The 16,724-nt window shown below is 67.2% G+C and carries 16 protein-coding genes; 7 read left to right on the plus strand and 9 right to left on the minus strand.

From position 1 onward, the window contains the following. From ACYP33_RS24585 to ACYP33_RS24595, 3 genes are all read right to left on the minus strand, one after another. Nucleotides 1-509: ureidoglycolate lyase (locus ACYP33_RS24585; RefSeq protein ID WP_459624295.1), on the minus strand; the 509-nt coding region annotated here is incomplete at its 3' end. Between the two features lie 13 nt (nt 510-522). After that, nucleotides 523-1,533 carry an allantoicase gene (gene alc, locus ACYP33_RS24590; RefSeq protein WP_414450363.1) on the minus strand — a complete coding sequence of 337 codons (1,011 nt, stop codon included), beginning with the start codon at nt 1,531-1,533 and terminating at the stop codon, nt 523-525. Nucleotides 1,534-1,607: 74 nt separating this feature from the next. Then, a complete protein-coding gene (locus tag ACYP33_RS24595) occupies nt 1,608-2,939 on the minus strand; it encodes a C4-dicarboxylate transporter DctA (protein ID WP_459624296.1) in 1,332 nt (443 codons plus the stop codon). A gap of 205 nt (nt 2,940-3,144) precedes the next feature. Here ACYP33_RS24595 and ACYP33_RS24600 point away from each other — a divergent pair, with 205 nt between their 5' ends. Next, nucleotides 3,145-3,837 carry a FadR/GntR family transcriptional regulator gene (locus tag ACYP33_RS24600; protein WP_414443898.1) on the plus strand — a complete coding sequence of 231 codons (693 nt, stop codon included), beginning with the start codon at nt 3,145-3,147 and terminating at the stop codon, nt 3,835-3,837. 121 nt (nt 3,838-3,958) lie between these two features. Here the strand turns inward: ACYP33_RS24600 and gap are convergent, their stop codons facing one another. Both gap and tkt read right to left on the minus strand, forming a co-directional pair. Next, nucleotides 3,959-4,969, minus strand: coding sequence for a type I glyceraldehyde-3-phosphate dehydrogenase (gene gap, locus ACYP33_RS24605; protein WP_414443897.1), 1,011 nt, complete (start codon nt 4,967-4,969; stop codon nt 3,959-3,961). 99 nt (nt 4,970-5,068) lie between these two features. Beyond that, nucleotides 5,069-7,090, minus strand: a complete 2,022-nt coding sequence (gene tkt, locus ACYP33_RS24610; protein ID WP_459624297.1) for a transketolase — start codon at nt 7,088-7,090, stop codon at nt 5,069-5,071. Between the two features lie 493 nt (nt 7,091-7,583). On the opposite strand from tkt, the gene speE reads away from it, so the two are divergent. From speE to ACYP33_RS24625, 3 genes are read left to right on the plus strand one after another with little or no spacing between them, the layout of a single operon-like run. Then, nucleotides 7,584-8,441, plus strand: a complete 858-nt coding sequence (gene speE, locus ACYP33_RS24615) for a polyamine aminopropyltransferase (RefSeq protein ID WP_459624298.1) — start codon at nt 7,584-7,586, stop codon at nt 8,439-8,441. Between the two features lie 39 nt (nt 8,442-8,480). Beyond that, a complete protein-coding gene (locus ACYP33_RS24620) occupies nt 8,481-8,897 on the plus strand; it encodes a VOC family protein (RefSeq protein WP_459624299.1) in 417 nt (138 codons plus the stop codon). Next, on the plus strand, nt 8,894-9,655 hold the full coding sequence (locus ACYP33_RS24625; RefSeq protein WP_414450367.1) for a 16S rRNA (uracil(1498)-N(3))-methyltransferase: 762 nt from the start codon (nt 8,894-8,896) through the stop codon (nt 9,653-9,655). The genes ACYP33_RS24620 and ACYP33_RS24625 overlap by 4 nt, the downstream gene beginning before the upstream one ends. Nucleotides 9,656-9,691: 36 nt before the next feature. Here the strand turns inward: ACYP33_RS24625 and ACYP33_RS24630 are convergent, their stop codons facing one another. From ACYP33_RS24630 to ACYP33_RS24645, 4 genes are all read right to left on the minus strand, one after another. Then, nucleotides 9,692-10,522, minus strand: a complete 831-nt coding sequence (locus tag ACYP33_RS24630; RefSeq protein ID WP_459624300.1) for a hypothetical protein — start codon at nt 10,520-10,522, stop codon at nt 9,692-9,694. A gap of 128 nt (nt 10,523-10,650) precedes the next feature. Continuing rightward, nucleotides 10,651-11,217, minus strand: a complete 567-nt coding sequence (locus ACYP33_RS24635) for a barstar family protein (RefSeq protein WP_414450369.1) — start codon at nt 11,215-11,217, stop codon at nt 10,651-10,653. Between the two features lie 16 nt (nt 11,218-11,233). Next, a complete protein-coding gene (locus tag ACYP33_RS24640) occupies nt 11,234-11,665 on the minus strand; it encodes a ribonuclease (RefSeq protein ID WP_414450370.1) in 432 nt (143 codons plus the stop codon). A gap of 463 nt (nt 11,666-12,128) precedes the next feature. Beyond that, entirely contained in the window at nt 12,129-14,426 is a 2,298-nt protein-coding gene (locus ACYP33_RS24645; protein WP_459624301.1) for an NADP-dependent malic enzyme, read from the minus strand. A 171-nt stretch (nt 14,427-14,597) separates the two neighbouring features. On the opposite strand from ACYP33_RS24645, the gene thiL reads away from it, so the two are divergent. From thiL to ACYP33_RS24660, 3 genes are read left to right on the plus strand one after another with little or no spacing between them, the layout of a single operon-like run. Next, entirely contained in the window at nt 14,598-15,599 is a 1,002-nt protein-coding gene (gene thiL, locus ACYP33_RS24650; protein ID WP_459624302.1) for a thiamine-phosphate kinase, read from the plus strand. Continuing rightward, nucleotides 15,586-16,146 (plus strand): phosphatidylglycerophosphatase A family protein, encoded by a 561-nt coding sequence (locus ACYP33_RS24655; RefSeq protein ID WP_459624303.1) that lies wholly within the window; start codon nt 15,586-15,588, stop codon nt 16,144-16,146. Before thiL ends, ACYP33_RS24655 begins: the two co-directional genes overlap by 14 nt. Before the next feature lie 10 nt (nt 16,147-16,156). Continuing rightward, nucleotides 16,157-16,657, plus strand: coding sequence for a CinA family protein (locus ACYP33_RS24660; RefSeq protein WP_414450374.1), 501 nt, complete (start codon nt 16,157-16,159; stop codon nt 16,655-16,657). The last annotated feature ends 67 nt before the right edge of the window (nt 16,658-16,724 follow it).

A 16,724-nucleotide genomic window follows, 5' to 3' on the forward strand; every position in this document is an offset into this window, starting at 1 on the left:
GCCAGCAGCACGCGCGGCAGCTCCAGCGCCAGTTCGTCGCAGTTGTGTTCGCCGTTGCCGCCGCGATCGACCACCACGAAATCGCTGACCGTATCGAGCGCGAGCAACGGGTGATGCCACACCCCCTTCGCGTAATTGACGCCGCGCCAGCCCTGGACGAGAAACGCGCGCAGCTTCGACGGATCGAGTTCGCCGGCCGGCGCGACCACCACCACGTAGCGCCCCGCCGTGGCGAGGGGCACGAATGCCTGGCTGCCGAGCGGATGCCGCTCCATCATCGCGATCGCGATCGGCCAGGGGTGCGGCTGCCCGCGAAACAGGTTGACGAGCGGCCGGCCGCCCGCCGTGCCGACGTCGACCGTCGCCAGATCGTGGAAGCGCTCGGTGGTGCCGCCGTTGATCGGGAAGTGCCGCGCGCCGTCGAGTTCGATCACGTCGCCGAACGGCGCGAACCCCTCGCGCGTGAGCGGCTCCAGTTGCAGCGGCAGCGGTGCCAGTGGCGCATTCATGATTGCCCTCCGTTCAGGCCAGCTCGCCCCAGAGGCGCAGGCGCGACACGCCGCCGTCCGGGAAGATGTTGAAGCGCACATGCGTGACCGGGCCGAGCGCGGCCAGTCCGCTCTCGAACACATGGACGTGATCCATCGACAGCGACTGCTCGCCGAGCAGTTCCGGCCAGAACATCGCCTGCGTGACCAGCGAATCGTCGGTGCCGCCCGCCACGCGCGCGGCCTGCAGCGAGCAGCGATCCGGGAAATTGCCCTTGAAGTGCGCGGTATCCACCTCGACGCGGCGAATGATGCCCGGCCGCGCCAACGCGACGATCGCCCAGTCGTTGCCCGGCTCGCGGCGGCGCCGCGTTTCCCAGCCGTCGCCCATGTTCACGCCGCGCCCCGGCATCAGCATCTGCGAGGCCGCGCCGAAGTGCTGGTTGTTCGCGGCCACCAGATACGCGCCGTTCTCGGTCGCGGCCAGATCGACCAGCTCGCCGGCCGTCGCGCGGCTCCAGTCGCGCAGCGGCTGGCCGTACACGCGCAGGCGCGCCAGCCCGCCGTCCGGGTAGAGATTGACGCGCAGGTGCGTGACGGTGCGTGCGGCGTCCACGGCGAGGTAATGATGGCGGTTGCCCTGCAGCGTGGTGGCCGGCACCAGCGGCTGCCAGTCGGCATGCTCGGGCGGCAGTTCGCCTTCGGCGCTGCACGCCTCGATCGACGCGGCCGGCGGGAAGTTGCCGGTGAAATGGCTCGTGTCGAGATCGACACCGTGCACGACGCCGGGCCGCGCCAGCTTCACGATGCACCAGTCGTGGCCGGCGGTGCGCTTGCGGCGCGTTTCCCAGCCGTCCATCCATTTGCCGTGATCGTCGTACTTGCCGGGAATGAACACGGCCGGCTCCGGATCGAGCATGCGCTCCTTGGGCGCGAAGAACTCGTCGCTGGCCACCAGCGCCTTCGCACCGAGCCGCGGATCGGCGAGATTCATGTAGCGGCGCGTGAAGGCCGGTGCGTCGGGATCGAGGATCGGTGCAGCCATGATGTCTCCTGTCGGGGAACAGGCCCGGCGCCGCGCGCCGAGCCGAAAAAGGGGAAAGGCGAGGAAATGGGGTATCAGTGCGAATGGGCGTGGCGGCCGCCCGCCACCGCTTCGCCGGCCTCGGCCGCTTCGTCGCCGGCCGGCACGTACTGCAGTTCGCGGTTCAGCACGCGGCGCGCGCGGGCGGTATCGATGTCGTGTTCCCACACCGCCACCACCACCGTCGCCACGCAGTTGCCGATCAGGTTGGTGGCGGCCCGCGCGATGCCGACGAACCAATCCACCGGCAGGATCAGCACCAGGCCAAGCACGGGGATCGCCGGAATCGCCGACAGCGTCGCGGCCAGAATCACGATCGCCGAGCCGGGAATGCCGTGCGCGCCCTTCGACGTGATCAGCGACACCAGCAGCACCACGATCAGGTCGTGCGCCGACAGCGGCGTATCGGTGGCCTGCGCGATGAACAGCACGGCGAGTGTCAGGTAGATCGAGAAGCCGTCGAGGTTGAACGAATAGCCGGTCGGGATCACCAGGCCCACCGTCGAATCCTTGACGCCCATGAATTCGAGCTTGCGCATGACCTGCGGCAGCACGGCATCCGACGAGGCGGTGCCGAGCACGATGGTCAGTTCCTCGCGCAGATAGCGGATCAGCTTGAACACGTTGAAGCCGGCCAGCCGCATGACCGCGCCGAGCACCACCGCGACGAACAGCGCGCAACTCACGTAGAACACCGCCACCAGCAGCCCGAGCTGTTCGAGCGAGGCGACGCCGTACTTGCCGGTGGTAAACGCGATAGCGCCGAGCACGCCGAGCGGCGCGAGCTTGATGATGAAACCCATCACGCGAAAGCACACCTGCGAGAACTCGTCGATCAGGCCGTTCAGGCGGCTGGCACGCTCGCCGAGCAGCGACAGCGCCGAGCCGAACAGCACCGCGAACACCAGGATCTGCAGGATGTCGCCCTTCGCGAACGCGTCGAACGCCGTGTCGGGGATGATCTTCATCAGGTAGCCGGCGGTGTCCTTGAGGCTCTGCGCGTTCTTCGCGTATTCGGCCAGCGAGGCCGGATCGAGCGAGTGCAGATCCACGTTCATGCCCGCGCCGGGGCGCGTCACCACGGCCAGCACCAGCCCGATGCCGAGCGCCAGCGTGGTCATCAGCTCGAAGTAGACGATCGCCTTCACGCCCACCCGCCCGACCTTCTTCAGGTCACCCGCGTTGGCGATGCCGCCGACCACCACGCAGAACACGATCGGCCCGATCACCATCTTGATCAGCTTGAGGAAGCCGTCGCCGAGCGGCCGCAGCGATTGCGCCAGATGCGGAAACGCCGCACCGAGCACGACGCCGATCACGAGCGCGATCACCACGCGTCCGAACAGGGAATTCAGGAATCTCGACATCGCACCTCCCGTCACCACGGTTGTTGTGGACCAACTGTTCATACTGGTCATACCAGTTAAGTTATGACGGAGTGTAGGAAGCCGATATGGCGGCGTCAACCGTGTCAAAAACAGGGATTACCCGATCGTCGACACCCGGTCGAACGGCACGGCGCGCGCTGTCCGGCCGGATTACAATGCCGGTCTGACCGGCCCCCGTGTAGTCATGAAGAACGTTCCCCATACCGTTACCGACGCCGCCGTGGCGACGATCCAGGCCCGCATCGAAACCGGCGCCTACCCCGTCGGCAGCCTGCTGCCGGCGCAGCGCCAGCTTTCCGAGGAACTGGAGATCAGCCGCGCCTCGCTGCGCGAAGCGCTGTCCACGCTCGAAGCGCTCGGCATGCTGACGATCCGGCCCGGCAAGGGTGTCTACGTCGAACGCGCGCAGGCCGCCGCCGGCCATCCGTGGCGCTTCGCGGCGCAATCGTCGCCGCCCGATACCTATCAGATGCGCTACGCGCTGGAAGGCTTCGCGGCGCGCATGGCCGCGCTGGCGGTGAGCGATGCCGACCTCGCCTGGTTCGAGGAAAACCTCGCCGCGCTGCATGTGGCGCTGACCGAAAACACGCTCGACGACGCGGCGCAACTCGATTTCGAGTTCCACATGCGGATCCTCGGGCTGGCCGGCAATGCCGCGATCGAATCGGTGCTGCGCAACAGCGCCGACATCATGAAGGAAAGCCAGCGCATGCCGTTCTACCGGCGCGAGCTGATGCTGTCGACCTGGCACGAGCACCGCGCGATCCTCGACGCGCTGATTGCCCGCGATTCCGCCGCTGCGGGCCGCGCGATCGAAACGCACATCGAAAGCGCCGCGCAACGCGCCGGCGTGTTCTTCCCGACGCCGCGCGGCTGAGGCCGCCACCCGCCCTTTCCCCCGCTCCAAAACAAAACCCGCCGCCGCGCACGAGGCGCGACGGCGGGTTTCGATGTCCTGCCGCCAGCCCGAACCACCGGGGCCGGCGAACGAAGCCGGCTTACTTGGCGTTGGCGAATGCCACGGCCGTGTCCAGCATGCGGTTCGAGAAGCCCCACTCGTTGTCGTACCAGCTCGACACCTTCACGAGACGGCCCGACACCTTCGTCAGCGTCGAATCGAACGACGACGAAGCCGGGTTGTGGTTGAAGTCGACCGACACGAGCGGTGCATCGTTATAGGCCAGCACGCCCTTCAGCGCGCCTTCCGAGGCTTCCTTCATGATCGCGTTGACTTCCTCGACCGTCGTGTCGCGCTTGGCGATGAACGACAGGTCGACGATCGACACGTTGATGGTCGGGACGCGGATGGCATAGCCGTCGAGCTTGCCGTTCAGTTCCGGCAGCACCAGGCCGACCGCCGAGGCAGCGCCCGTCTTGGTCGGGATCTGGCTGTGGGTGGCCGAACGCGCGCGGCGCAGATCTTCGTGATAGACGTCGGTCAGCACCTGGTCGTTCGTGTAGGCGTGGATCGTCGTCATCAGGCCGTTTTCGAGGCCGATCTTGTCGTTCAGCGGCTTGACCAGCGGGGCCAGGCAGTTGGTCGTGCACGATGCGTTCGAGATCACGGTGTGCTCGGCCTTCAGCACGTTGTGGTTCACGCCGTAGACGATCGTCGCGTCGACGTCCTTGCCGCCCGGCGCCGAGATGATGACCTTCTTCGCGCCACCCTTCAGGTGGGCACTGGCCTTTTCCTTGGTGGTGAAAAAGCCGGTGCACTCGAACACGATGTCGACGCCCAGCTCGCCCCACGGCAATTCGGCCGGGTTGCGGTTGGCCAGCACGCGGATGCGGTCGCCGTTGACGATCAGGTAATCGCCGTCCACCGACACTTCGCCCGGAAAGCGGCCGTGTGCCGTGTCGTACTGCGTCAGGTGGGCGTTGGTCTTGGCATCGCCGAGGTCGTTGATCGCCACGATCTCGATGTCGTGCTTCTTGCCGTTTTCATAGAAAGCGCGCAGCGTGTTGCGGCCGATACGGCCGTAGCCGTTGATTGCGACGCGAATCGTCATGGTCTATCTCCTGATGGCTGAAAAAATTCGATACGTGCAGCTTCACGACGGCGCCGGCCTGGCTTGGGGAAACCCGGCCGACGCCTGAATATTCGATGCTCAGGCAAGCACGCGCTTGGCCGTCTCGACGATGTTCTCGACGGTGAAGCCGAAGTACTTGAACAGCACGCCGGCCGGGGCCGATTCGCCGAACGAATCGATGCCGACCACGCCGCCCTCGAGCCCGACGTACTTGTGCCAGAAATCGGTCACGCCCGCTTCGATCGCCACGCGGCGCACGCCGGCCGGCAGCACGCGCTCGCGGTACTCGGCGTCCTGGCGGTCGAACACGGTGGTGGCCGGCATCGACACGACACGCGCCGCGATGCCTTGCTGCGCCAGCGGCTCGATCGCCTTCATGGCCAGCTCGACCTCGGAACCCGTGGCGATCAGGATGATCTTGCGGGCGACGATGTCTTCCTGCCAGTCGCGCAGCACGTAGCCGCCCTTGGCGACGTTGGCGATCTGCGCTTCGCTGCGGGTGTTGAATTGCAGGTTCTGACGGCTGAAGATCAGGCACGACGGACGTTGCGCAGCGATCGATTCGGTCCAGGCCACGGCCGTTTCGACCGTGTCGGCCGGACGCCAGACGTCCAGATGCGGGATCAGGCGCAGGCTGGAGACGTGCTCGATCGACTGGTGGGTCGGGCCGTCTTCGCCGAGGCCGATCGAATCGTGCGTGAACACGAAGATCGACGGCGCCTTCATCAGCGCGGCAACGCGCAGCGCGTTGCGGCTGTAGTCGGAGAAGGTCAGGAACGTGCCGCCGAACGGCTTGTAGCCACCGTGCACGACCAGGCCGTTGATCGCGGCGCTCATGCCGAATTCGCGCACGCCGTAGTTGATGTGGTTGCCCCACTGGATGCCGTGCTCGCCGGCGCGCACCGGCTTCGAGGCCTTCCAGTTGGTCAGGTTCGAGCCGGTCAGGTCGGCCGAACCGCCGAGCAGTTCGGGCAACGCCGCGGCCAGGCCTTCGATGGTTTGCTGCGATGCCTTGCGGGTGGCGACCGTTTCGGCGCGCTCGTTGGCGGCGGCGACGATCGCGGCGGCCTTCTCGGCCCAGTCGGCCGGCAGCTTGTTGGCCGAGCGGCGCTCGAATTCGGCGGCTTCGGCCGGGTACTTCGCGCGGTAGGCGTCGAACGCGCCTTGCCATTCGCTTTCGAACTTCGCGCCGGCTGGCTTGCCATCCCATGCCGCATAGACTTCCTGCGGAATCACGAACGGCTCCCAGCTCCAGCCCAGCGCCGCGCGCGTCTTGGCGATTTCCTCGGCACCGAGCGCCGCGCCGTGCACGTCGTGGCCGCCGGCCTTGGTGGCCGCGCCCTTGCCGATCACCGTCTTGCAGCAGATCAGCGTGGGCTTGTCCGATTGCTTGGCCTGGGCGATGGCGGCGTCGACCGCATCGACGTCATGGCCGTCCACGCTCGGGATCACGTTCCAGCCGTAGGCTTCGAAGCGCTTCGGGGTGTTGTCGTGGAACCAGTTCACGACGTCGCCGTCGATCGAGATGCCGTTGTCGTCGTACAGCGCGATCAGCTTGTTCAGCTTCAGCGTGCCGGCCAGCGAGCAGGCCTCGTGCGAGATGCCTTCCATCAGGCAGCCGTCGCCGAGGAACACGTAGGTGTGGTGATCGACGATCTTCGCGTCGGCCTTGTTGAACTCGGCCGCGAGCAGCGCTTCGCCGAGCGCCATGCCGACCGCGTTCGCCAGACCCTGGCCGAGCGGGCCGGTGGTCGTTTCGACGCCGGCCGTGATGCCGTATTCCGGGTGGCCCGGCGTCTTGGAATGCAGTTGGCGAAAGTTCTTCAGTTCTTCGATCGGCAGGTCGTAGCCGGTCAGATGCAGCAGCGAGTACAGCAGCATCGAGCCATGGCCGTTCGACAGCACGAAGCGGTCGCGATCGGCCCAATGCGGATTCACCGGGTTGTGGCGCAGGTGGCGCGACCACAGCGCGACGCCGATTTCAGCCATGCCCATCGGCATGCCGGGGTGGCCGGAATTGGCTTGCTGCACGGCGTCCATCGCGAGCGCACGGATCGCGTTGGCCATCAGGGAGGTATTGGCGGGAGACGAGGTCGTCATGTCGAGTCCGGAGAACGAGTCGAGAAAAACAGGGCACGGCATGTCCGGAAGCTCGCGGGCCAGCCGACCCCGGCGCGCGATGCGGCGCCATCAGGACGCGAAGCGGACGAGCAATCAGACGGGAGGCTGCAAAGCCGGTCATTTTAACAGATGACCCGGTTCGCGCCCCGGTGAAAACGGAGTCCGGGGCGCAGTGGGCGGCGGCATGCCCGGTGCGCCGGGTTCGGGGCCGAACCGGGGCCGACTTGGCGGTGGCTCGGGGTCATATCGATATCGCTTTGGCCCTGTTTTGACGATGTTTCGGCCCTGTTTCGATCGCATCCCGGCACCATATCGGCGACCGACGAGCCGGCCGCGCCACGGGATCGTCCACCAGCGCGGCACCTCAGGCAGTGCGGTATCGCGCCATCGCCGCGCTCCACGTTCCGATTTGCCGCCCCGCGCGCCGGCCGCCTCCTATAATTCACCGCATCCCCCGCCCCTGCCGCCGCCCGTGAGCACCACGCTGTTCTTCCACCCGTCCCCCGACGCGACCTACGGCTTCCCGAACGCGCGCCGGCTCGAATCGCTCGCCTCGCCGTATCAGCACATCGAGGTCTGGGACACGCCGCAGCTCGGCCGGCTGTTCACGCTCGACGGCCAGCCGATGACCTCGACCGGCGACGAATTCGTCTATCACGAGTGCATGACCCACCCGGCCGCGCTGGCCCATCCGCGGCCGCGTCGCGCGCTGGTGCTCGGTGGCGGCGACGGCGGCGCCGCGCGCCAGTTGCTCAAGCACCCGTCGATCGAGCGGATCGTGATCGCCGAACTCGACGCGGCGGTGGTCGCCATGGCGCGCCGCCATCTCGGCGAAGTCCACGGCGGCGCGTTCGACGACCCGCGCGTCGAACTCGTGATCGGCGATGCCGCGCACTACGTCGAGCACGCGCCCGGGCATTTCGACCTCGTCGTATTCGACCTGACGCCGCCCGATTCGCCGGCCGCCGGCCTCTACACGCGCGCCTTCCTCGCCCGGCTCAAGCGCCTGCTGACACCGTGCGCGGCGCTGTCGATGCACCTCGGCGCGCCGGGTTTCCACATCGAACGGATCGCCGCGCTGGTGGCCGAGCTGCGCGCCAGCTTCACGGTGGTCGCGCCGCTGGCCGCGCCGGTGCCGCTGTACGGCGGCGAATGGTTGATGGCGGTGGCCAGCGACACGCTCGACGCGGGCGCGCTGTTCGCCCACGACATCGACGAGCGGCTGGCCGAGCGCGGCGTGAGCGGCCTGCGCTTCTACGATGCCGAACTGCATCCCGCGCTGTTCACCCTGCGCCACACGCTGCGCGATACACTCGGCCTACGGCGCTGAATTGGCGCTATCGTCCCCCATCCCGCAGGAGCTTGTTCGATGACCGACCCACGTCCGGCCAACGTGCCGTGGTTGACGCCCTATCTGACCGTTCGCAGCGCCCAGGCATCGATCGCGTTTTATGCCAACGCATTCGGGTTCGAAAAGCGTGAATTGATCGACGAAGACGGCGCGATCATGCACGTCGAGATGAGCTACCACGGCCAGCTGATCGTGATGTTCGCGCCCGAGGGCGCATTCGGCTCGACCGCGCGCACGCCACGCAGCGCGGACGCCATGGCGCCGCAATCATTCTATCTGTACGTGGACGACGTGGATGCCGTCCACCGCCGCGCCCTCGACGCCGGCGCGAAATCGCTGACCGAACCGTGCGACCAGTTCTGGGGCGACCGCTTCGCGCAGGTCGAGGATCTCGACGGCTATCGCTGGGCGCTCGCGTGCCGGATCGCGTCATGAGCGGCAGCAGTACGTCATCGATTCCGCGCTTTTTCGTCGATGTTCCGCTCGCGGCCGACACCCATGTCACGCTGCCGGCCGAGGTCGCACGCCATGTGCAGGTGCTGCGGCTCGAAGCCGGCGATGCGCTCACGCTGTTCGACGGCACCGGCGGCCAGCATCGCGCCGAGCTGATCGAGGTCGGCAAGCGCACCGCCATCGTGCGCACCGTCGCGTTCGACGCGCGCGAAGTGGAAACGCCTTACCGCGTCACGCTCGCGCAAGGCATCGCCGGCGGCGACAAGATGGATTGGCTGATCGAGAAGGCCGTGGAACTGGGCGTGGCGGCGGTCGCGCCGCTGTCCACCGCGCGCGGCGTGGTGCGGCTGTCGGGCGAGCGCGCCGAGAAGCGCGTGTCGCACTGGCAAGGCGTGGTGCGCGCATCGTGCGAGCAATGCGGCCGCAACCGTCTGCCAACGGTGGCGAACATCGCCGATTTCAACGGCTGGCTCGCGGCGCTGCCGCCCGCGCCAGGCGATGCATTGCGGTTGATGCTGTCGCCGCGCGCGAGCATCGCGTTCGACGCGTTGCCTACCGCGGCGCCGGCCGGCGGCGTCACGCTGCTGATCGGGCCGGAAGGCGGGCTCTCGCCGGCCGAGGAAGACGCCGCACGCGAGGCCGGTTTCCAGGCGATCGTGCTCGGCGCGCGCGTGCTGCGCACCGAGACGGCCGGCATGGCGATGCTCGCGGCGCTCGCCGCGCGCTGGGGCGGCTGGTAAAGCGGGCCGGCGCTTCGGCCGGCTTTACTGCCCGCCTCACTGCCCTTTCATCTCGGCCGGAATCCCGACCGCATCGAGGATCGGGCGCGACACCACGTCGATCATGTCGCCCGCCGCCGGCGCGCGCCAGCCGGTCATGTCGCTGCCCTGCAATTCGAGCGTGCCCGATACCGGCAGCTCGATCGGCGCCGACGGGATCATGTCCGCCAGCCGCGACATCCGGGTCACGGCGGCGGCCTCGGCCGCCTTTTCCGAGGTGATCTGCTGGCGCGGCAGCGTCACGCGCAGCCGCTCCATGACAGGCGCCAGATTGGCGATTTCGCACGTGTAGCCGACCTTCGCGATCCACTGCTCGTCGTTCGCGGGATCGAGCTCGCGCGTCTCGCTCGTGGTTCGGCAGCGTGACCGGCCGATCGCGTCCGTTACCGCGCTCAACAGGCGCCGCAGCGGCTCGGCCATCGTCTCGCGGCGGGCTTCGGGCATCGTCTCGGTGATCCGCTCGGCCAGCAGCCGCGGGTTCTGGGCGCGCAGCGTTGCATAGGTTTCGAGATCGACCTGCTGCGCGCCGCCGCTGACGCCGCGCATCGCGTCGTTATATTGCTGGCCCTTGGACAGATCGCCGTTCACGAACAAGCCCAGCAGCAGATCGGTGCTTTGTGTCGGTGAAGGCGGCACCGTGGATACGGCGTGCGCGGCCACTGCAAACGCGCCGGCCAACAGGCACGGCGCGAGGCGGCACACGGTTCGGAGCGCGGTAACGGCGCGCGAGGCTCGGATGGCGATCATCGGAATCAGGCCCTCGGGCAAGGTGGGATGGCGCGAGCGGCCGGCCACCGCGCCCGACATGCGAAATGCGGGCCGAAGCACGCCGGTCGTCGACGCAAAAAAGCCCGCGCGAGGCGGGCTTTCGGCTGACAGGCACGCGCGCGCACATGCAACGCGGTGCTCACCGGCATGACCGGTGCATTCGGCACGACAGGAATAACGGCGCCCGCTTACGCGAACGAGTAAAACACGCGGAACGCCACGCCACGCTCGGCCCAAAACTCGGCGGCCTCGCGGAACACGTCCAGCAGCGTCTCGCGGCCTTCCTTGTCGAACTTCTGGGCAATCGGCAACGCTTCCAGCACGATCACGAAACCGGGCTGATCGCCGGCCTTGCTCACCAGATCGGTCAGGCAGTCGTACAGCGCGTCGTAGTTCTTGCCGAAATGCTTCGGGAACAGGAACGACGTCGCGATCGTTTCGAGCACCTCCTGCTTCGACTGCGCCGTGCCGCAATACGCGAACAGGAAATGCTCGCCGAGACGAGCGGCCTCATCGGCGAGATCGTGAACACGGAATGCGCGAATCGACTGCACGAGATTGGGTCGCACGGTCGCGAAAAGACTCATAGGCTCCTCGGTCGATGAAAGCTCCGGGCAGACCGGCTGTGATTCCGGCGCTCCGCCGCCCAGCGCGGCCTCGTGCAGCTGCATCACGCGCTGGAACAGGTTGCCGTCGCCGGCCGCGAACAGCTCCGCCGCCGCCGACGTATCGTGCGCGTAGGTAATGTCGCTCATGCCGATTATCCCGAGATCATTCAACAATACGTTTAAAACTGGTGTAGTGGTCGTCGCTGTAAAAACAGTTGTCGATCCGGCGCAGCGGGCCGCCGCAGACGATGCGCTTCGCGCCGCGATTGCGCGCGCGAGGCGTTGGCACCGTGTACTCGTGGTAATAGCCGCGCCGCTGCTTCGGCAGGATGCGCTCGAAGTTGCCGAACACGACGCCATCTTTCGAGTACGGATAAGGGCCGCCCGACGCAATCAGCCCGAGCGTCGCGACAGCTTCGCGCGGCAAGGCAGAGGCCGGCACCGTGCCGACCGCCGAGCCATCCGGCATCTCCCGTGCTTCGACGGTGGAAATCGCGGAAGGCATCGAACTGCCCACCGGCAAGCCGGCAGTACCCAGTGCGATAAGCGCGAAAACGGACGCGAGCGCGCCGTTGCGGAGCCACTTGCGTGCCATGAACCGGGGTTCCCGCTGTTAAATCAACAAGTTGACGACCAGGAAAGGCGTAAGCGTAGCGCTAATGGCGGGCGGAATCAATGTTCGACCTGGAATTGAAAGCCCCATTTGCGGCTATTTGACACATTTAGCGCAGCATTATATCTAGATCAATACTTTTTTATCTTGATCGAGATAATATTTTACCAACAGCATCGGCTGGCGAGTCTTTGCCTCCTCGCCAGCCACCGGCGGCCCGGCGATGCTGTTGTTCGACCTTGGGTAAACGCGTTCTGCCATGCCCGACGGCGTGCCTTGCAATGAGGCACGCCGCTTTTCCGTTTCCGATTCGCGACCGATCGACGAAGAACCCGGCCGTTGAAAGCAAATCGCCCGGCGTTTGAAGGCCGAGCGATTCGCGGGCCATGGCGGCCCGAGGTGCTTTCAAGCGCAGCCGCGAAGGCGGCTTGCGCTCGGCGCCGAGTTAGCGCGCGTTGACGTCCGCCACCAGCAGCGCCGCCATGTTGACGATCCGGCGCACCGTGGCCGATTCGGTCAGCACGTGCACCGGCTGGGCCGCGCCGAGCAGGATCGGGCCGATCGCAATATTGTTGCCGGCCGCCGTCTTCAGCATGTTGTAGGCGATATTGGCCGCGTCGATGTTCGGCATCACCAGCAGGTTCGCATCGCCTTCCAGCGTCGAATCCGGCAGGATTTCCTTGCGCAGCGCAGCGTCGAGCGCCACGTCGCCGTGCATTTCGCCGTCCACTTCGAGGCCCGGTGCGCGTTCCTTCAGGATCGCCAGCGTGTCGCGCATCTTGATCGCAGTGGGTGCGTTGCTGGTGCCGAAGTTCGAATGCGACAGCAGCGCGACCTTCGGCTCGATGCCGAACCGACGCACTTCCTCGGCGGCCATCATCGTGATCTCGGCCAGTTGCTCCGGGGTCGGATCGACGTTGACGTGCGTATCGACGATGAAGATCTGGCGGCCCGGCAGCACCAGGCCGTTCATTGCCGCGTACACGCTGCAACCCTCGCGCTTGCCGATCACCTGATCGACGAAGTGCAGATGGCGGTGCGTGGTGCTGATCGTGCCGCAGATCATGCCGTCGGCTTCGCCCTTCTTGACCAGCATCGCGCCGATCAGCGTGGTGCGGCGGCGCATTTCGAGCTTGGCAAGCTGATGGCCCATGCCCTTGCGCGCCATCAACTGGTAGTAGGTTTGCCAGAAATCACGGTAGCGCTCGTCGTGCTCGGTGTTGACGATCGTGAAATCGACGCCCGGCGTGATGCGTAGGCCAAAGCGCTTGATGCGGCTTTCGATCACCTGCGGGCGGCCGATCAGGATCGGCTTGGCCACCTTTTCGTCGACCAGGATCTGCACGGCGCGCAGCACGCGCTCTTCCTCGCCCTCGGCGAACACCACGCGCTTCTTGTCTTCCGGCGCGCTGCGTGCGAGCTGGAACACCGGCTTCATGGTGTTGCCGCTGTGGTAGACGAACTGCTGCAGATGCTGGACGTAGGCGTCCATGTCCTCGATCGGGCGCGTCGCGACACCGCCTTCCATGGCTGCCTTGGCCACGGCCGGCGCGATCGTCACGATCAGACGCGGGTCGAACGGCTTCGGGATCAGGTATTCGGGGCCGAACGAGAGATCTTCGATGCCGTAGGCGGTGGCGACGATGTCGCTCTGTTCCTGCTGCGCCAGGCCGGCGATCGCGTTCACGGCGGCAATTTCCATCTCGCGCGTGATGGTGGTCGCACCGACGTCGAGCGCGCCGCGGAAGATGAACGGGAAGCAGAGAACGTTGTTGACCTGGTTCGGGTAATCGGTGCGGCCCGTCGCGAGGATCGCGTCCGGACGCACTTCATGCGCGGCTTCCGGCATGATTTCCGGGTTCGGGTTGGCGAGCGCGAGGATCAGCGGGCGATCGGCCATGCCCTTGACCATCTCCTGCTTCAGCACGCCGGCGGCCGACAGGCCGAGGAACACGTCCGCGCCGGCGATCACGTCGGCCAGCGTGCGTGCTTCGGTTTCCTGCGCGAAGCGCTCCTTGTCCGGATCCATCAGCTCGGTGCGGCCCTTGTACACCACGCCGGCCAGGTCGGTGACGATGATGTTTTCGAGCGGCAGGCCGATGTCGACCAGCAGGTCCAGGCAGGCCAGCGCCGCCGCACCCGCGCCCGACGCGACCAGCTTGATCTTCTTGATGTCCTTGCCGACCACCTTCAGGCCGTTCGTGACGGCGGCCGCCACCACGATCGCCGTGCCGTGCTGGTCGTCGTGGAACACCGGGATCTTCATGCGCTTGCGGCATTCGCGTTCGACGATGAAGCAATCCGGCGCCTTGATGTCTTCGAGGTTGATGCCGCCGAAGGTGGGTTCGAGCGCGGTGATCACGTCGACCAGCTTGTGCGGATCGGATTCGTTCAGCTCGATGTCGAACACGTCGATGCCGGCGAACTTCTTGAACAGCGCCGCCTTGCCTTCCATCACGGGCTTCGAGGCGAGCGGGCCGATGTTGCCGAGGCCGAGCACCGCGGTGCCGTTGGTGACGACGCCCACCAGGTTGCTGCGCGACGTGAAGCGCGCGGCGTTCAGCGGGTTCTCGACGATCTCTTCGCAGGCAAACGCGACGCCCGGCGAATAGGCCAGCGCGAGATCGCGCTGATTGATCATCTGCTTGGTCGGCTGGACGGCGATTTTGCCCGGCGTCGGAAATTCGTGGTAATCGAGGGCGGCTGCGCGGAGATCGGCTTTCGAGGAGGGCTTGGTGGACATGGGAGCTGGAAGAAGGGCGGAATTAGAATATCTGTTCGAGGCACATTGTAGCGCCAATCCCCGCCCCGCAATTTGTCGCGCCGGCTACAACAGCCCTGACCGGAATGCACGTAACGGGGCCGCGCCGCCTTACAATGGCCGCCCTTCGTCTGCTCGCCGGAACCGCCTGCCGTGGCCGCCTCTGCCCTGTCCGAATTCTCGTTGATCGATCGCTATTTCACGAGCCGCGCACGGCGGCACGGTGCGCACACCGTGCTCGGCATCGGCGACGATTGCGCGCTGCTCGCGCCCAACCCGGACACGATGATGGCGATTTCGACGGACATGCTGGTCGAAGGCCGCCATTTCTTCCCCGACGTGCCGCCGCGCGCACTCGGCCACAAAACCCTGGCCGTCAATCTCTCGGATCTCGCCGCGATGGGCGCGCAGCCGCGTGCGTTCACGCTGGCGTTCGCGCTGCCGCGCGCCGACGCCGACTGGCTCGACGCGTTCTCGGACGGCCTGTTCGAGATCGCCGATCGCCACGGCTGCGAGCTGGTGGGCGGCGACACCACGAGCGGCCCGCTGAACCTGTGCGTGACGGTGTTCGGCGACGTCGCGCCCGACCGCGTGCTGCGCCGCGACGCGGCGCGCGACGGCGACGACGTGTGGGTATCGGGCACGCTCGGCGACGCACGCGCCGGGCTCGGCGTCGTACGCGGCGAATGGCCGGCAGGCGACGCGGAAATCGCCACGTTCCGCCGCGCGCTCGAATGGCCGGAGCCGCGCGTCGCGCTCGGGCTGGCGCTGGCCGGCATCGCGCATGCGGCGCTCGACGTGTCCGACGGCCTGGCCGGCGATCTGCGCCACATCCTCGAACGCTCGCAGGTGGCCGCCGAGATCGACGCGGACGCGGTGCCGCGCTCGGCCGCGCTCGCCACGCTGCCGAGCGCCGTGCAGCGCACCTGCACGCTGGCCGGCGGCGACGATTACGAACTCTGCTTCACGGCCCCCGTCACGGCACGCAAGGCCGTGCTGGCGGCCGGCGAAACAGCCGGCGTGCCGGTCACGCGGATCGGCGAGATCCGCGCGCTCACCGCCGGAGAAACGCCCGCGATCCGCTGGCGCGACGGCCAGGGCGCGCCGCTTTCGCTGACCCTGCACGGTTTCGATCACTTCCATGACGATCAATGATCCGGCGCGGCGGCCCGACGACAGCCGCCCCGACGCCCTGCCCCTGATTCCGGCCGCCCGGGAGCGCGAACCCGAGCCGGCGCCCGCAGCCGCCGCGCGCACCGAACGCATCGAACCCGGCGCGGGCTCCGCCGCATTCCACGACATCCACGAGATTCACGACGACACCCGCCCGCAACCGCGCCGCGCGAGCGCGCCGTTCATGCGCTCGCACCCGCTGCATCTGCTGTCGCTCGGCTTCGGCAGCGGCCTCGCCCCGCTCGCGCCGGGCCTGATCGGCTCGCTGTTCGGCTGGATCAGCTTCGTCGCGCTGGCGCCGTACCTGGGCGACGCCGGCTGGGCCGCGCTGATCGTGGCCGGCTTCGCCCAGCAACTCGGCGCGTTCGTGCTGTTTCGTCTCGTCGACAGCGTCAAACCGCCGCCGGTCCGCCATTTCGACCGCCGTTTGAAAGGTGGTTTTGGCATCATGGCCGACGATCTGCCGGCCGCCTTCGTGACGCTGTTCGTGATCGCGATGGGGCAGGCCCTGTTTTCCACTTCTCGCTGATACCGCACGCATGCCGACCGATTCCGTCGTCCACCAGCTCGCGATCCGCGCCGGCAACAAGCTGCGCGACGAGCACCTGATGCTCGCGACCGCCGAATCCTGCACCGGCGGCATGATCGCCACCGCCGTCACCGATATTTCCGGCAGCAGCGGCTGGTTCGAGCGCGGCTTCGTCACGTATTCGAACCAGGCCAAGAGCGAGATGATCGGCGTGCCGCCGGAGCTGATCGAGAAGCACGGCGCGGTCAGCGAACCGGTGGCGCGCGCGATGGCCGAGGGCGCGCTGCGCAACAGCCGCGCGCAGGTGGCGCTGTCGGTCACTGGCATCGCCGGCCCCGGCGGCGGCTCCGAGCACAAGCCGGTGGGCACCGTCTCGTTCGGCTGGAGCAACCGGCTGCACACCGAGGTCGAGACGCGCGTGTTTCGCGGCGATCGCGAACAGATCCGCGTGCAGGCCGCCGTGCACGCGCTGCGCGGGCTGCTCGAGCTGCTCGACGAACGCGAGCGCTGATCCGTCGCCGATCTTAAGAAAAAAGCGCCCGGGCATCGCTGCCTCGGGCGCTTTTTTTATCGCTTCG

Source organism: Burkholderia sp. 3C, assembly GCF_054589155.1.

Bases quoted from the DNA above. Each gene is read 5' to 3' on its own strand.
- alc (WP_414450363.1), bottom strand. From the start codon at position 1,533: ATGGCTGCACCGATCCTCGATCCCGACGCACCGGCCTTCACGCGCCGC.
- ACYP33_RS24595 (WP_459624296.1), bottom strand. From the start codon at position 2,939: ATGTCGAGATTCCTGAATTCCCTGTTCGGACGCGTGGTGATCGCGCTC.
- ACYP33_RS24600 (WP_414443898.1), top strand. From the start codon at position 3,145: ATGAAGAACGTTCCCCATACCGTTACCGACGCCGCCGTGGCGACGATC.
- gap (WP_414443897.1), bottom strand. From the start codon at position 4,969: ATGACGATTCGCGTCGCAATCAACGGCTACGGCCGTATCGGCCGCAAC.
- tkt (WP_459624297.1), bottom strand. From the start codon at position 7,090: ATGACGACCTCGTCTCCCGCCAATACCTCCCTGATGGCCAACGCGATC.
- ACYP33_RS24620 (WP_459624299.1), top strand. From the start codon at position 8,481: ATGACCGACCCACGTCCGGCCAACGTGCCGTGGTTGACGCCCTATCTG.
- ACYP33_RS24625 (WP_414450367.1), top strand. From the start codon at position 8,894: ATGAGCGGCAGCAGTACGTCATCGATTCCGCGCTTTTTCGTCGATGTT.
- ACYP33_RS24635 (WP_414450369.1), bottom strand. From the start codon at position 11,217: ATGAGCGACATTACCTACGCGCACGATACGTCGGCGGCGGCGGAGCTG.
- ACYP33_RS24640 (WP_414450370.1), bottom strand. From the start codon at position 11,665: ATGGCACGCAAGTGGCTCCGCAACGGCGCGCTCGCGTCCGTTTTCGCG.
- ACYP33_RS24645 (WP_459624301.1), bottom strand. From the start codon at position 14,426: ATGTCCACCAAGCCCTCCTCGAAAGCCGATCTCCGCGCAGCCGCCCTC.
- ACYP33_RS24655 (WP_459624303.1), top strand. From the start codon at position 15,586: ATGACGATCAATGATCCGGCGCGGCGGCCCGACGACAGCCGCCCCGAC.
- ACYP33_RS24660 (WP_414450374.1), top strand. From the start codon at position 16,157: ATGCCGACCGATTCCGTCGTCCACCAGCTCGCGATCCGCGCCGGCAAC.